The sequence below is a fragment of the Acinetobacter sp. yr461 genome (assembly GCF_900110445.1).
GTDB classification, from domain to species: Bacteria; Pseudomonadota; Gammaproteobacteria; order Pseudomonadales; family Moraxellaceae; genus Acinetobacter; species Acinetobacter calcoaceticus.
Genome location: NZ_FODU01000005.1, coordinates 212,841 through 228,678 on the forward strand (window position 1 = coordinate 212,841; position 15,838 = coordinate 228,678).

Sequence of the window (15,838 nt, forward strand, 5' to 3'; positions counted from 1 at the left end):
AAATCCAGCATTATGGGGCTACAATACAGCAGTCGGTTGACAGTAATGGAATATCCGCCAACCTATCCTAGTGTAATACCGAACATCGAGATTGTTATGACTTATACGTTCAATCGTCCTGCATTTCCAGCCACTCGCATGCGCCGTATTCGTAAAAATGACCAGTTGCGTGCGATGGTCAGCGAAACACAGCTCACTACCAATCACTTGATTTATCCAGTATTTGTATTACCGGGACAAAATCAGACCCAAGATATTCCAAGTATGCCAAACATTCAGCGTTTGTCGGCAGATTTATTACTGAAAAAAGCTGAAAGACTTCTGGAATTGGGCGTATCAAAACTGGCTCTTTTTCCAGTTACCCCGCAAGAAGATAAAAGCCTGACCGCAGAAGCTGCATGGCATGAAGATGGTTTAGTTCAAACCACCTGCCGTTTGCTTAAAAAAGAATTACCAGAAATGGTGTTAATCACCGATGGTGCACTCGACCCATACACTACACATGGTCAAGACGGCATTATTGATGACACTGGTTATGTGCTGAATGACGAGACTGTAGAATGCTTGATTAAACAAGCATTAAGTCACACTGAAGCAGGTGCTGAAGTGATTGCACCAAGTGACATGATGGATGGCCGTATTGGCGCAATTCGTCAAGCTTTAGAAGCCAATGGTCACATCTATACCAACATTATGGCTTACTCTGCGAAATATGCGTCGAGCTTCTATGGCCCGTTCCGTGATGCTGTTGGCTCTGCATCCAACCTTAAAGGTGGTAATAAATATAACTACCAGATGGACTTTGCCAACCGTGCCGAAGCTTTACATGAAATCGCGCTTGATATTCAAGAAGGCGCTGACATGGTGATTGTAAAACCGGGCATGCCATATCTGGATGTGGTACGTGAAGTGAAAGATACCTTTGGTGTTCCAACATTCATTTATCAAGTCAGTGGCGAATACGCAATGTTAGCAGGTGCAATTCAAAATGGCTGGTTATCAGACTCAGTGATTTTAGAATCGCTCATGTGCTGCCGCCGTGCTGGTGCAGATGGAATCTGGACTTACTTTGCAGAAACTGCTGCCGAAAAACTCAAGGAAATGAACTAAGTTCGCAGAGAAAGGATAACACTGCATGCATATTGCAATCATTGGTGCGGGCATTAGTGGATTAATGTCTGCGCTAGAGTTGGTTGAACAAGGCTGTACCGTCAGCATTTTTGATCAACAACAAGCGGGACAAGCAGCCTCTTGGGCTGGCGGAGGGATTCTTTCTCCGATGTATCCGTGGCGTTATGTGCATGCAGTGAACCAACTCGCTCAATTTGGCAAAGCCTCTTATCAAGCATGGAACCAAAAACTATCCCCTGTTACAGGGATTGATTTTGAAATTCATGACACAGGTATGCTAATTTTTGATGAAGAAGATTTTGACATTGGGCTTTCCTACGCCGAGCAACATCAAGAACCCATGCAACGCTGTGAATATTTACAGCGAGATGCCCTAGAGCAAGTCAATCCGCATATTTCCGATCAGTTTCAACAAGCCATTTATTTCCCTGAACTGTCTAATATTCGCAATCCACGCGTATTACAGTCACTGATCAGTTATTTAAAACAGCATCCAAATGTTGAGTTTTTTGAACACGCTGCTGTTAAAAAACTGATTCAACAGGAAGATGTTATACAAGCCTTACAAACCGAAGATGGTCGCAAACATACAGCAGATCATTTTGTAATAACTTCGGGGGCTTGGAGTCATTACTGGAACTCACAATTACAACTCGAAATTCCAGTCGAACCTGTTCAAGGTCAAATGTTGTTATTTAAAACCCCTGCTCACTGGCTACCGACCATGTGTATGAATCGCGTGATGTATTTGATTCCACGTATGGACGGTCATATTGTGTGTGGTTCGAGCATGGCGCATCGCGGTTTCGACACTTCCACTGACGAAACAACCCAACACAATATTTTAGAAGCTTGCTTAGAAATGGTGCCTGAACTGGCAGATTTTCCGATCGTACAGCGCTGGGCAGGACTCAGACCAAGTTCACCAAATGGTGTTCCGTACATTGGCAAAATGCCTGAGATGGATAACCTCTGGGCAAACTTTGGTCACTTTAGAAATGGTTTATGCATGGGTGCAGGCTCAGCACAATTGCTCCGTCAGCTTATGCTGGGTCAACCGACCTTAGTTGATGCAAAAGCATATTCCCCAGAGCGCTTACAAAATAAAATCTTAGCCTGACGCGAGTACATTCTCTAAAGCCATTTTTAACTGAGGATAAGTAAACTCAAATCCTTCAGCTTGTAAGGCAGCAGGTTTAACGTACTGACCATTTAAAATCAATTGCGATTGTTCTCCTAACAAACAGCGGAAAACCGTACTTGGTGCCGACAACAGCGGTTTCTTATTGAGTACCACAGCAGCTTGTTCAACAAAAGTTTGTTGAGTCACATTTTCTGGCGCCACTACATTATGGATCTGAGCAGATTGAGGATGCTTAAATATAAACTCGATTGCGCTTAACACATCTTCAATGTGTACCCAAACTACAGGCTGACGACCATGACCAATTTGACCAACTAAATTGAGTCGAATAGGAAGTAACATTTTAGGCAAGATGCCACCGCCCTGCCCAAACACCACACCTAAGCGAATAATTTTAGTATTTTGCTGAGTATCTAATAAAGCTGCTCGTTCCCACTCTTGGCAAAGCTCAGACATAAAAATAGACTGTGGTGAACTTTCTTCGGTGCACACTTCTGCCCATTTTTCTTCAGCATCAATCCCGTAATAACCAATGGCCGAACCGGACACAATCACTTCTGGAAAAATTTCAGATTGCTTTAGCCATGCATATAACTTTCGTGTCGTGTTTACTCGGCTTTCGATGAGTTGTTTTTTACGTGACTCGGTCCAGCGTTTTTCGCCAATATTTGCGCCTGCCAAATTCACGACATAGTCAATTTGACGTGTCGAAATATCTTCAAACTTTTGTACCCACTGCAAGGCAGGATGGTCAGATTTCTTCCCAGCCTGCCGTGTCACAGCGATTACGTTATAATTTTTTTGTAGTAGAAACTTAATTAAATGAGTTCCGATAAACCCACTGGCACCCGTAATTAATACATTCTTATTCATATTTCCTCCAAAACCGAGGACACAAGCTTTATTAGATTCTATAAGAATAATTCATGTCTAATCGTATTCGTTTTTGTAGTGATCTATTGCACATTAAACATTTTGCTTGCCATTCGCTGTGCCTGTTTCCCATAAAACCAATAGGTAATTAAATAAAGCGGGATCGCTAACATTAAAAGCATAATGAGCATAATGCTTAAAAACTGAGGCTGTTTCAGATAAAGCATAAAGTTTTGCAAAATCTCTGGGTCTTTTCTTGCAAATAAAAATAGGCCGAATAAAACACCACACAAGTTATAGCCCCAAAAAATCAGGGTAAAACCTAAAGTAAATTTCTTTTTTTCTTGTACAGTCGGTGCACGGCGTTCTTTCTTTAAAAATTTAAACAGGACAAAAATCATTGCGCCTAAATATGGAACGGCTGTTAAAATACCACCTACACTCGCTGGTAATAGTGCTGCAACCACACCTACAATTAAGGTGAGTCCTATGCATAAAGCAAAAAACCAGAGAAAGTAAGAGCGTAATTTGGTCATCTTTTTGCCTAATTTATGGGTTCAAAAAATAATTATAAATTTTTTTCGATTTTTTTTCATTTTTCTGTCAACCAATCTGAATCTCTTGACGTTATATAGGGTAATAAGGTCGCAGCAACCGAATACTTCCTTTGCACGGCATCCGCAGAATTGTATCGGTGACCTTTCATTACGACTCTTTTCTTCCTTCAGATTAGGTTTTGTTAGCAGCCGAAACCCTTGATGAAGTTTTTGACCGACGATTCTCTCATCACTCGAATCGTCGGTTTTTATTTTCTGGCACTTTCATTTATTTTACGCTCACCATACACAATAGTTCTTTCGTGGTCATGAAGGCTATGCGTATACTTTTTACACCATAAAAATATGTTTTAAATAATATGAACAATATTGCCTATTTTGAAATCCAGTCTTCAAACCCTGCTCGCGATGCGCAGTTTTATCAAGCTGTGTTCGGCTGGCAATTTAAATTAGATGAAAGCTTACCAATTGAATATTACCGTATAGAAACACCCTCAATCATGGGGGGCCTTTTAAAACGCCCCGCTCAAACACCTCCAATGGAATATGGCACCAATGCATTTACCTGTTCGGTTCAGGTCGAAAACTTTGATGAAATTGCCGCAAAAATTTTAGCGCAAGGTGGCATTGTGGCTATGGATAAATTCGCAATTCCTGGTCGTGCTTGGCATGGTTACTTTGTCGATTTAGACCATAACGTTTTTGGTATTTTCCAAGTCGATGAAAATGCGGCCTAAAGAACAGATTTAACAAATTTATTTATTTTCTAATTTATAGCCACCGCCTTTTTATCGGTGGCTATTTCATATTTATTCTTCGGCAAAACTAAAAGTGGCTTCACATGTAATTGGGAAATTAACTGAGTTGGCAATCATACATTCGTGATGCGCTTCTTCATGTAATTTTGCCGCAAGCTCTTGGTCGGCACCTTTTTCTAAAACAATCTCTGGTTTTAAAATAATTTGGGTAAAGTGACCACGTTTAACTGGATCTGCATCTTCCATAAATCCAAGTGCATGATCGACATAGCTCAGCACATGAATATGATTGACTGCACACAGGTGTAAATACCAAAGCTTATGACAAGCTGAAGCTGATGCAACTAATAAATCTTCTGGATTCCATCTGGTGACATCACCTAAATAGGCAGGGTCTGATGAACCTTGAATCGTGGTTTTTTGAGGATGTTGAATACTAAAATCGCGCTTATATGAACGATAAGATGAAGTGCCTGTACCTGTATTACCTTCCCACTGTATTTTCACTTCGTATTTATGAATGGTCATTTTGTTCTCAAAGTTCATTGTTTGAATTGATAGTAACAAAGCAAAGTTTAAAGTGACAAAACTAATTCAGATTTTATAGTAGGCTTAAATATCGAGCACTTTAAAATGTCTTTATAAAATCTCCTGCCAATTTATGCTAACGTATCTGTGTTTATTTTGGCTTGATGTCTGTTTCTATGTCCGTACATTTTCTACATACTTCTGACTGGCATTTGGGGCAGTTTTTTTATAATCATTCACGCCACTACGAACACCAACAATTTTTAAGTTGGTTGCTTACTCAAATTCAAGAAAAACAACCTCATGCTCTGCTCATTGCCGGCGATATTTTTGATGTAATTAATCCGGGTTCACAAGCACAAAAACAACTCTACCAATTTTTAGCAGATGCACATCGCATTGCACCGCACATGCAAACGCTCATGATTGCAGGTAACCATGACTCAGGCTACCGTATTGAACAGGTCGAACCACTTTTAGAAAAATACAATGCAAAAACCGTGGGCGTGGTTCGTTGGAACGAAGATAAAACTCTAGATCTCGATCGTCTGCTTTTGCCTATTTATAATCAAAATCAAGAAATTGTGGCGTGGTGCCTTGCCCTGCCTTTTTTGCGCTCAGCAGAAATTACAGGCTTTAATGAACACACCACCAATAGCAAAAACGCGATTGCCTATTTGCATGAGCAACTTATTGCAGAAGCTAAACGCCGTAAAACACCAGACCAAGCGCTTATTTTGATGTCGCATGCGCATATGCAAGGTGGGGAAACATCCGACTCTGAACGCCCAATTATTATTGGTAATGAAGAGGCACTTTCAACGAGTTTATTTGAAGATGCTGTCGACTATGTCGCTTTAGGGCACTTACATAAACCACAAAAAGTAGGTCAACCGCATATTCGTTATAGCGGCTCACCCATTCCGCTTTCTTTTAGCGAAATTAACTATAAACACCAAGTGGTTGAAGTCAAAATTGACCCTGCTCAAGAGACAGATCACCGTTTGCAATTTGAGGCTGTTGAAATTCCGCGTTGTATCCAATTACATCGCATTCGTGGTGAGTTAAACGAAGTGCTGCAACAACTCAAAGCCTTGCCTCACGGCATTGTTGAAAATATTGACCATCGTGAATATGTCGATATTGAATATTATAGTTTAACGCCACCACAGCCTAATTTACGCCAACAGTTTGAAGCCGCATTGCCACCTGACCGCTATCGTTTAGTGCGTATTTCACGTCAATATGTGAGCCAAGATGCTTCGGACACCGATACAACTCAGCAAATTGCACTTGAACCCCCCACACCAGAAAAACTCTTTCAAAATATCTGGGAAAAACAAGGTTACAGCGCAGATGATGCAGTCTTAAAAGATTTTCTGAGTCTGGTACAAGAAGCACAAAAAAATCTTGAAAACGATGCAACTCCTTAAGGATATGTCATGAAAATTTTATCTATTCGTATAAAAAATCTGGCATCTCTTTCTGACGAGCACTTTATTGATTTTGAAAGCGCGCCTCTAGCTCACGCAGGCTTAATTGCCGTTGTCGGGAAAACTGGTGCAGGTAAGTCGACCATTTTAGATGCCATGTGCCTCGCCCTTTTTAATCGGGTCCCTCGCCTTAAAGACAGCGATGGCAAATTAAAAGATGTTGATGGTTCCGAGTTACTCACCAATTCACCTTTAACTGTATTACGCCGCGGTACGGGACATGGGTTTGCTGAACTTTGTTTTATTGCACAAGATCAAAAACGCTATTTAGCACGCTGGGAAATTAAACGTGCGCGTGAAAATCCGAATGGTAAATTACAAAGTGTGCAACGCCACTTGAAATGCCTGACCAATGGTGTGGTGCTTGCCGACAAAGCCAAAGCAGTGGATGAAAAAGTTAAACAAATTACCCAGCTTTCATTTGAACAATTTACCCGTGCTGTTTTACTTGCCCAATCAGAAGTCACGGCGTTTTTAAAAGCACGAGACAGCGAACGCGGTGAACTACTTGAGTACCTGACAAACTCCAGCATTTTTGCCAAAATCGGTGAACTGGCTTTTCGTAAAACAGCAGATATTGCCAAACAGCGTAAACAGCTTGAAGAGTTTTTAGGTCATATTGAGATTTTGTCGGATGAAGAAATCGCAGCATTTACCGCACAATATCAACAAGCTCAAGAGAACTATCAAAAATTAGAACAACAAAAAAATGTGTTGGATAAACAACAACAATGGTTTGAACGTAAAGCCAAACTTGAGCTTGAAGTTCAAGCTAAACAGCAACAGTTTCAAACCCAGCAAAACCATCATCAGCAACTTGCGGGTGAACGTGAGCAATTAAAACGACTCGAAGTTTTCTCTGAAATACGCCCACAGGTCTTTCAGCAGACTCAAAATTTACAAACCCTACAACAACTTGAGCCGCAAATTCAGCAAGCTCAAATTAAGTTTAATGATTTGGTTCAAATTTTTGAAGCGGGACAAAAACAATATCAATCAGCAGAGCAAGAGCTCAAACAAACGCTCGATTTTGAGCAACAACATCAATCTGCTTTAAATCAGGTTCGGCAGTCCATTCAAGAGCGAACATTTATTGCAGATGAATATAAAAAGTGCAAAGAAAAAAGAAATGTTCTAGAGCAGAAACTCAGCCCGTTGCAACAACAACAAAACACAGTTCAACAACAGATTGAGCAGCTTCAACAAAATCAAATCCATCTGCAACAACAGCTTACTCAGACTGGGCAATATGCTGTATTAGATAAAGGCCTTTCAGCGCATTTGCATCAACTCGGGCAATTTATTCAAAACTACGAAGCAATTGAACAACAGCTTGGAAACCCTACTCTTGCTCGTCAAAAGCTATCGGAAGCTAAAAATGAACTTGAACAGCTGACGGCTTCAGTGGGGACAGTTGAACAGATTGAGGTAAAACTTGAGCAACAGCGTAAAGATAAAGAACAAAAGCTTGCTCAAATTACTCAGCTAGACCTCATTCAACAAAAAATTAAAATTTATCATGAGCTATATGCTGAGCTTCAGCAATTCACAAAAAAACATACTCAAACCTCCGCTCAAGAACAGCAGCTTAAAACCGTTTGCCAGTTAGCTGAGCAAGACTACCAAACAGCAAAAACAGAGCGTGAAAAAATACAGCACATCTTGCAACAGCAACGCTTATTACATACAGAGAATATTGAGCAGTTACGTGCCAATCTTAAAGAAGGCGAAACTTGTTTAGTCTGTGGCAGCACGCATCACCCCTATCGTGTTGATGACAGCACAGTTTCCAAGGCCTTATTCGACTTGCAGCAGCAACAAGAACAGCAAGCATTAACCCTAGAGCAAACTAAATTTAACGCGTGGCAAAGCCAACAGCATGCTCTCACCCAGTGTCGTGCCGAGCTCGAACAAGTTCAAAAATATTTATCTCAACTTAAAGCAAAACAAGCAAATTTACAGCAAGATCTTGTTCAGCAATTAAGTCTCAACCAATTACAAATTGATCTTGCTCAATCTCCAGAACAAACCTTACAAACTCTTAGCGAGCTTAGACAAGCCGCTCAAACTGCAATAAGTTCATTTGACTCAGAAAACTTGCGTTTAACCCAAGCGATTAAGCAGCAGAACCAGTTGCTTCAACATGTTCAGCGTAGTGAAAGCTTGTTCAATACGGCACAGCAATGGCAACAGCAAGTTCAGCATATTGTTCAGTGCTTATCTGAGTCCGAGCAGCACGCATGGCAGCAGTCAAGTAGCCAAACGGCTAAACAAACTTGGTCAATTCTCGACGCACGTGCTAAACAACTTGAACAACAAGAACAGCTTGCTCAGCGTTTTGAACAGCAACAACAAGAACTAAAAATGTTAGCTGCCAACCTTGAGCAAATGACCAAACAAATTAATGAGATCGATCAAAATCTCAAAGAGATTACGCTCAAGGGGCAACAAAATAATGAAAGAGCGGTATCGCTCATTCAGCAAATGACAGGCCTTTCTGACCTTAAGCCTCATGATTGGTTAATTGAGCATGATGCCAAACGTCAGCATCAACAAACGGCTTATCATGCGTCTAAACAACGTTTTGAACAGACCAGACAGCACTTCGAGCAACAAAAACAGGCGCTAGATCAGCTCAAGCATCAACACCAACACACCGAGCAACATCAACAACAGATTAATGCGCAAATTCAAAACTGGTTAAGCGAGCATTCTGATTTTCAGGCGCAGGACTTTACGGCACTCATACAGATTAATTCAGCACAAGAACAAGATATCCGTAACCGCCTTAATCAGGCAGAACGTCTACTCAGTGAAGCTTCATCTGCCCTTAAGACTATGCAAGAGCAATTGTCCGATCACTTACAAACTCAACCAGATATTGAGTTTGAAAAGCTCCTGAACCTGATTCAAGACAATATTGCAGAGCTTAAAGCTCAACTGGAAGTTCGTGATCAGCTCAAACTTAAGTTAGAGCTACACCAGCAAAACCTTGCGAAACAGCAACAATACGCCCAGCAAATTCAAAACATTCAGCAAGAAGAACATCGCTGGAGCAAAATTTCAGGTCTGATTGGCGATGCAAAAGGCAAAGAGTTCCGTGACTATGCCCAGCAATATCATCTGGATATTTTAGTGGAACATGCCAACCAGCAACTGGCGATGCTTTCTCAACGCTATACGTTAAAACGCCTTGACCAATCTTTAAGTCTTGCCATTATCGACCACGATATGGACGGAGAAATGCGTTCGGTTTCGTCTTTATCTGGCGGTGAATCCTTCTTAACAGCCCTCGCCTTATCTTTAGCTATTGCCAATATGGCTTCAGGTTCAATGAAAATTGAATCTCTGTTTATTGATGAAGGTTTTGGAACCTTAGATGCATCTTCTTTGCATATGGTGATGAATGCTTTAGATCAATTACAAAATCAGGGTCGTCAGGTTGTTCTCATCTCACACATTCAAGAAATGCATGAACGTATTCCTGTACAAATTCAAGTGAAACCACTTGGTGCTGGCGCAAGTACCATCGAGGTCATTGGTTAAAACTAAAAAGCCCCGACATCCTGTCGGGGCTTTTTTAGAATCTGCGTTGGTATAACTCCTGTCGTACCTGTATGCATCCATTCATCACTGTTTATTGTTATTCTTAGAAACATCCTGTCTCCTGATGAATTCATAATAAGTGAAAACCACTTCCCGCCATAGCCGCAAAAGGACGCAATGAACGTACGAAATAGCGTACATCAACCCTTTTGCGAATAGTCTCTAGCACCGAATAAAGCTGTCCCTACGCGTACCATGGTTGAACCTGCGGCTATTGCAGCCTCTAAATCACCTGACATTCCCATGCTTAAAGTATCCCAGTCTTGAGGGTGAGCATGTTTTTCTCTCACCAAATCAAACAAGGCCTTAGCATCTGCAAAAGCGGCAGTATTGTCTGGCGCTGGAATCACCATCAAACCGCGTAGTCTGATTTTTGGTAATTGACTCATTTGAGCAACTAACTCGGCAACCTCACCTGGTGCACAACCATCTTTACTATCTTGCCCGTCAATATTCACTTGCAAACAAATATTTAAGTCAGATTGATCTTGAAGCCTTTGATTAGATAATCGTTCGGCAATAATTAAACGATCTACACCGTGTACCCAATCAAACTTTTCAGCCAAATTTTTAGTCTTGTTTCGCTGAACATGACCAATAAAGTGCCATTCAATTTCTAAATCTTGTAAAGCTTCAATTTTTTCCAAAGCTTCCTGTAAATAGTTTTCGCCAAATGCTCTTTGCCCTGCTGCATACATTTCACGCAAACTTTCACTTGGATGTGTTTTTGATACGGCTAAAAGTTGCACAGTTTCAGGCGCACGCTGAGCATGTTCACAAGCACGCTGGATTTGCTGTAATACGTGCTGTCGCGCATCTTGCAGGTAATTCATTGACAAGGTTCTCATTTTCAAAAAACTTTTTTGCTTTTCACCTAAAGCGAGGTGTTGGTAAGCCTCAGTGAAAGCCGTATATTATTCTACAAAATAATGACATATTTTGATTTACTTGGGGAAATTATGGATATTACAGAGCTACTCGCTTTCTCTGTGAAAAATGGCGCGTCCGATTTACACTTATCTGCTGGCATGCCACCAATGATTCGCGTTGATGGTGAAGTCCGTCGCATTAACTTACCAGCTCTAGATCATAAAGATGTTCACCGTCTGGTCTATGACATCATGAATGATAAACAACGCCGTGACTATGAAGAAAAGCTCGAAACAGACTTTTCTTTTGAAGTTCCCAATGTTGCGCGTTTTCGTGTCAATGCATTTAACCAAAACCGCGGTGCGGGCGCAGTGTTTCGTACCATTCCATCAAAAGTACTCACCATGGAAGATTTAGGCTTAGGGCAAATCTTTAAAGATATTTGTGATTACCCACGTGGCATTGTGTTAGTTACAGGTCCAACAGGTTCAGGTAAATCAACCACACTTGCAGCGATGATGGACTATATCAATGAAAATCGTTATGACCATATTTTAACGGTTGAAGACCCAATCGAATTTGTACACCAGTCGAAGAAATGTTTGATTAACCAACGTGAAGTGCATCGTGATACGCATGGCTTTAATGAAGCACTACGCTCAGCACTGCGTGAAGACCCCGATATTATTTTGGTCGGTGAGATGCGTGACCTTGAAACCATTCGTTTAGCACTTACCGCTGCTGAAACTGGTCACTTGGTGTTTGGTACGCTCCATACGACTTCTGCTGCAAAAACCATTGACCGTGTGATTGACGTATTCCCTGCCGAAGAAAAAGACATGGTTCGTGCCATGTTGTCAGAATCTTTACAGGCTGTTATTTCCCAAACCCTTCTTAAAAAGAATGGTGGCGGACGTGTCGCAGCACATGAAATCATGATTGGTATTCCTGCCATTCGTAACTTAATTCGTGAAAATAAAGTCGCACAAATGTATTCATCAATTCAGACTGGTGCAAATCATGGCATGACAACACTCGACCAAAGCTTAAAAGGTTTGGTATCTCGTGGTGTGATTAGCCCACAAACTGCACGTACTGCTGCAAAACAGCCTGAATCATTCCTATAAAAATAATTAGAGAATAAATATGGATTTTAATGACCTACTCAACCTCATGGTTGAAAAAAAATCATCCGATCTTTTTATTACAGATGGTGTTGCACCATCTATGAAAATTAACGGGCAAATTGTTCCAATTTCAAAAAATAGTCTTTCTGGAGACGTGATTGGTCAACTTTTACATTCCATCATGAGCGAAAAGCAGCGCAAAGAATTTGCAGACACTCGTGAATGTAACTTTGCCATTATGAACCGTGATAAAACGGCCCGCTTTCGTGTGAGCGCTTTTCAGCAGCGCGACATGCCAGGCATGGTCTTACGTCGAATTGAAACTAAAATTCCCTCCATTGATGACTTGCAGTTACCACCTGTTCTTAAAGATTTATCAATGACCAAACGCGGCATCATTATTTTTGTTGGTGCGACAGGTACAGGTAAATCGACGTCTTTGGCTTCAATGATTAGCTATCGTAATCACAATACTAAAGGTCATATTATTACGATTGAAGACCCAATCGAGTTTATTCATGAACATGCGGGCTGCATCATTACCCAACGTGAAGTCGGCATTGATACAGACTCATTTGAAATTGCCTTAAAGAATACTTTGCGACAAGCACCGGATGTCATTTTAATTGGTGAGATTCGATCTCGTGAAGTTATGGACTACGCGATTGGCTTTGCTGAAACAGGCCATCTTGTATTGGCCACGATGCACGCCAACAACGCCAACCAAGCGCTCGATCGTATTATTCACTTCTTTGAAAGTGACCGCCACAGTCAGCTTTACATGGACTTATCACTTAACTTAAAGGCCATGATTGCGCAGCAACTTATTCCAACACCAGATGGCAATTCACGTCGTGCAGCCATTGAGATTTTGATTAACTCGCCATTAATTTCAGACTACATTCGCAAAGGCGAAATTCATGAAATTAAAGATTTAATGAAACGTTCGCGTGAACTGGGTATGCAAACCTTTGACCAAGCGTTGTTTGATCTCTATAAAGCAGGCCAAATTACCTATAAAGATGCATTAAAACATGCCGACTCACCGAACGATTTGCGTTTGACCATTAAGCTTGCCGAAGAAGGACCTGATCAAATTGCAGGCACAAATCAGCATTTAACCTTCGACCGACAGTAATTTCTTCATAAAAAAAGGAAGGTTAAACGTAACCTTCCTTTTTTATTTGTTTTCTTTATGTGAAAACGATTATTTCTTGCGCAACACTTCCTGACACTCAGGTTCGTTACAGTAACCGTAGAGGTTTAATGAGTGACCTGTTAAGGTAAACCCATGTTGTTCTGCTACAGCATGCTGTTCCTTCTCGATAACATCATTAGTAAATTCAATAACTTTGTTGCAATTATAGCAAACCAAATGATCATGATGATCTTCTTGCATAATTTCGAAAACAGAATGATTATTTTCGAAATGATGGCGCTGAATGATACCCGCAGCTTCAAATTGTGTTAACACACGGTAAACTGTCGCAAGACCGACATCTTCCCCTTGTTCTAACAAAGTCTTGTAAATATCTTCAGCACTAAGATGATGTTGCTTTGAATTTTCTAATAATTCCAAAATCTTAATTCGTGGAAGGGTAACTTTAAGTCCAGCTTTGCGCAAATCTTGATTGGAAATAGGCATGAAAAAAGGTCTCTCAACAAATCTCAAGTTGGAATAGGCAATAGAATTTAGATGAAGTATGATCTATCCTTTGATCAAATGCATCATAATTTATTGGGATAGTGTAGCAAAATGCAAAAACTCGTGCTGACGTTATTAGTCACTTCACTCCTTGCTGGTTGTTCAATCTTTGGTGTATATAAGGTTGATATTCCTCAAGGGACTCCTTTGACCAAAGCTCAGGCCTCTCAAGTACAAGTCGGCATGAATTTCCAGCAAGTGCGTTTTTTGCTTGGTAGTCCAACTGTGACTGATCCCCTCAATCCTCAACGTTGGGACTACATTTACAACTATATCCCGGGAACTTATGCTAAAAAGGCAAAAATCCCTGCAGCACATGGTCAGCATTTAAAAATTTACTTTGATGGCACTGGCACAGTAACTAAAATTGAAGGTTTAGAAACTATTCCAGAATCGCAACCAGGTTTACCTGCTTCTAAAGAAGCGATTTTAACTGCCCCACCACTATAATCGTTTTTTCTAATAAAAATAAACCCCTCAAGTGAAATACTTCGAGGGGTTTTATTTATGGGACTTATTACTTTAAACGATTACTTTTAATATATCGCCCCACAGGATTTTTCTCGGCGCGGTTACGGCGTATATCTTTAGGGTTAATAGTTAAAGGTCGATAGACCTCTACCCGATCACCTGCTTGCAAAATCGCATGTGCCTCAACTTTTGCACCAAAGATGCCAAGTTGTAATGGCTCAGGCAAACTTACCTGTGTCTGCAACCCACTTGCCTCAACCGCTTGTAATGCAGTCATACCAGCTTCAAATGGAATAGCAACTAAAAACTGTTGCTCTGGGGCTGCAAAAGCAACCCAAACTTGCTGAGCTTTTTCCATCAGATGATTTGTCCAACTACCGCAATCATGGCAATGACAATTGAAAGCGGTAAAACAATACGCACTGCAATACGCCACAAGTTATAAAACAATTCATTGCTAAAATTCATCGATTTACGCAAGTGGCTAATTTTCATAATCCAACCAGCAAAAATGGCATAGATTAAACAAATGAGTAATCCCCAAAGCATCAAAATCAGCGTAAAGATGCTATGAAGTTCAGGCACAGCCCAAACCGCAATTGCCAAAATAATGACAACCCATTGTAAAACGTACATCAGTTGACGTTGAGCAAGCTGTTCTTTGGCAAGTTGAATAAACAAAGCTGTTGTCATTACCGCAGTAAAAATCCAGGTAAAAACAGGAAGCTGTGCTTGAAGAGAAAAGAAACCAAACGCGACGACAGCAATTAACTGAGCCAACCAGATTGGAAGTGCAGTTTTTGTGGCACCTTCTTGAGAGTGAATGACAGACAAACTATTTTGCCAGTAAAGTCCTAAGCCTAAACCACTTGCAACAAGTGCAAGTACGGTCGCATTACCCCATTCTTTAAACTCAACATTTGTCCAATGCCAAGGCTGTAAAGTCGTTCCCATTGTATTAGCTAAAACAAGAGAAGCGATTACGCCGACTGTCATTAGCACGATTAAAATCTGACGCGGAATAAAAGATAAAATTAAAGCCACAACTGCAAGGCCAGCAAAAACAATTTGCCCAGAAACACTATTATTGAGCTGTGCTGTCAGTAAGTTGCCAGCTGTACTCAGTACACTCCCTGCTAAAAATGGAATAAAAATAACTGCAAGCCAACCAGCCAAACGCCATTTTGGTGAACTATCTGCTTCACGAGTTAAACTTGATAAAGCATTTAAAGCAGTAGTCTTCGACCGCTTTGCTAAGGCAATTTCCAAATAACAAACTGGCAGAGCCAATAACAGCATTGTGCCTAACCACAATAACCAGAAATCGATTTGACGATCAATCTGGATTCCCATAGCGGGTGCCAATGTCGCCATAATGATGAAAGATAAGCAAAACGCCATCAGGGGCGATAACCATCGTGACATAGGTATGTCCTGCATTATGCATTCCTTGAAAAAGACTATGGATATTTTGCCCGTCTCATGCCTGAAAATCAAAGTTTGCTCAATAAAAAAAGCAAACTACCGAAACGATAGTTTGCTGCGCTAACTAAAACTATAAGTTTTGTTATTTAA

The 15,838-nt window shown here is 40.8% G+C and carries 15 protein-coding genes; 8 read left to right on the forward strand and 7 right to left on the reverse strand.

Going from position 1 to position 15,838, the window contains the following annotated elements; translation table 11 throughout:
* The first annotated feature begins 96 nt into the window (after positions 1-96).
* Both hemB and BMW38_RS10415 read left to right on the forward strand, forming a co-directional pair.
* Complete coding sequence (gene hemB / locus BMW38_RS10410; protein ID WP_092707769.1) at positions 97-1,110, forward strand: porphobilinogen synthase; 1,014 nt, start codon at positions 97-99, stop codon at positions 1,108-1,110.
* Positions 1,111-1,135: 25 nt separating this feature from the next.
* Positions 1,136-2,251: an NAD(P)/FAD-dependent oxidoreductase gene (locus BMW38_RS10415; RefSeq protein WP_092707701.1), complete on the forward strand. Its 1,116-nt coding sequence runs from the start codon at positions 1,136-1,138 to the stop codon at positions 2,249-2,251.
* Here BMW38_RS10415 and BMW38_RS10420 read toward each other — a convergent pair.
* Both BMW38_RS10420 and BMW38_RS10425 read right to left on the reverse strand, forming a co-directional pair.
* On the reverse strand, positions 2,243-3,148 hold the full coding sequence (locus tag BMW38_RS10420; RefSeq protein WP_092707703.1) for a TIGR01777 family oxidoreductase: 906 nt from the start codon (positions 3,146-3,148) through the stop codon (positions 2,243-2,245). The genes BMW38_RS10415 and BMW38_RS10420 overlap by 9 nt on opposite strands.
* Positions 3,149-3,231: 83 nt before the next feature.
* Complete coding sequence (locus tag BMW38_RS10425; protein ID WP_003653232.1) at positions 3,232-3,684, reverse strand: ABZJ_00895 family protein; 453 nt, start codon at positions 3,682-3,684, stop codon at positions 3,232-3,234.
* 380 nt (positions 3,685-4,064) lie between these two features.
* Here BMW38_RS10425 and BMW38_RS10430 point away from each other — a divergent pair, with 380 nt between their 5' ends.
* The gene (locus BMW38_RS10430; protein ID WP_004641669.1) at positions 4,065-4,442 is read left to right on the forward strand and encodes a VOC family protein; all 378 of its coding nucleotides are present in this window, start codon (positions 4,065-4,067) and stop codon (positions 4,440-4,442) included.
* Between the two features lie 72 nt (positions 4,443-4,514).
* On the opposite strand, the gene BMW38_RS10435 is transcribed toward BMW38_RS10430, so the two are convergent.
* Positions 4,515-4,991: an OsmC family protein gene (locus BMW38_RS10435; protein WP_213031142.1), complete on the reverse strand. Its 477-nt coding sequence runs from the start codon at positions 4,989-4,991 to the stop codon at positions 4,515-4,517.
* 164 nt (positions 4,992-5,155) lie between these two features.
* Between BMW38_RS10435 and BMW38_RS10440 the strand changes: the two genes are divergently transcribed.
* Positions 5,156-6,424: an exonuclease SbcCD subunit D gene (locus BMW38_RS10440; RefSeq protein WP_092707708.1), complete on the forward strand. Its 1,269-nt coding sequence runs from the start codon at positions 5,156-5,158 to the stop codon at positions 6,422-6,424.
* A 9-nt stretch (positions 6,425-6,433) separates the two neighbouring features.
* A complete protein-coding gene (locus tag BMW38_RS10445; RefSeq protein ID WP_092707710.1) occupies positions 6,434-10,030 on the forward strand; it encodes an SbcC/MukB-like Walker B domain-containing protein in 3,597 nt (1,198 codons plus the stop codon).
* Between the two features lie 200 nt (positions 10,031-10,230).
* On the opposite strand, the gene BMW38_RS10450 is transcribed toward BMW38_RS10445, so the two are convergent.
* Positions 10,231-10,923, reverse strand: coding sequence for a YggS family pyridoxal phosphate-dependent enzyme (locus tag BMW38_RS10450; protein WP_092707712.1), 693 nt, complete (start codon positions 10,921-10,923; stop codon positions 10,231-10,233).
* A gap of 126 nt (positions 10,924-11,049) precedes the next feature.
* Here BMW38_RS10450 and BMW38_RS10455 point away from each other — a divergent pair, with 126 nt between their 5' ends.
* Entirely contained in the window at positions 11,050-12,087 is a 1,038-nt protein-coding gene (locus BMW38_RS10455) for a type IV pilus twitching motility protein PilT (RefSeq protein ID WP_003653239.1), read from the forward strand.
* A 19-nt stretch (positions 12,088-12,106) separates the two neighbouring features.
* Positions 12,107-13,225, forward strand: a complete 1,119-nt coding sequence (locus BMW38_RS10460) for a PilT/PilU family type 4a pilus ATPase (protein WP_004641663.1) — start codon at positions 12,107-12,109, stop codon at positions 13,223-13,225.
* A gap of 69 nt (positions 13,226-13,294) precedes the next feature.
* On the opposite strand, the gene fur is transcribed toward BMW38_RS10460, so the two are convergent.
* Positions 13,295-13,732 (reverse strand): ferric iron uptake transcriptional regulator, encoded by a 438-nt coding sequence (gene fur / locus BMW38_RS10465; protein WP_003653242.1) that lies wholly within the window; start codon positions 13,730-13,732, stop codon positions 13,295-13,297.
* Positions 13,733-13,843: 111 nt separating this feature from the next.
* Here fur and bamE point away from each other — a divergent pair, with 111 nt between their 5' ends.
* Complete coding sequence (gene bamE / locus BMW38_RS10470) at positions 13,844-14,242, forward strand: outer membrane protein assembly factor BamE (protein WP_003653245.1); 399 nt, start codon at positions 13,844-13,846, stop codon at positions 14,240-14,242.
* Between the two features lie 67 nt (positions 14,243-14,309).
* On the opposite strand, the gene BMW38_RS10475 is transcribed toward bamE, so the two are convergent.
* Positions 14,310-14,621 carry an RnfH family protein gene (locus BMW38_RS10475; protein ID WP_005048580.1) on the reverse strand — a complete coding sequence of 104 codons (312 nt, stop codon included), beginning with the start codon at positions 14,619-14,621 and terminating at the stop codon, positions 14,310-14,312.
* A complete protein-coding gene (locus BMW38_RS10480) occupies positions 14,621-15,688 on the reverse strand; it encodes a hypothetical protein (protein ID WP_092707771.1) in 1,068 nt (355 codons plus the stop codon). Before BMW38_RS10480 ends, BMW38_RS10475 begins: the two co-directional genes overlap by 1 nt.
* Positions 15,689-15,838: the final 150 nt, after the last annotated feature.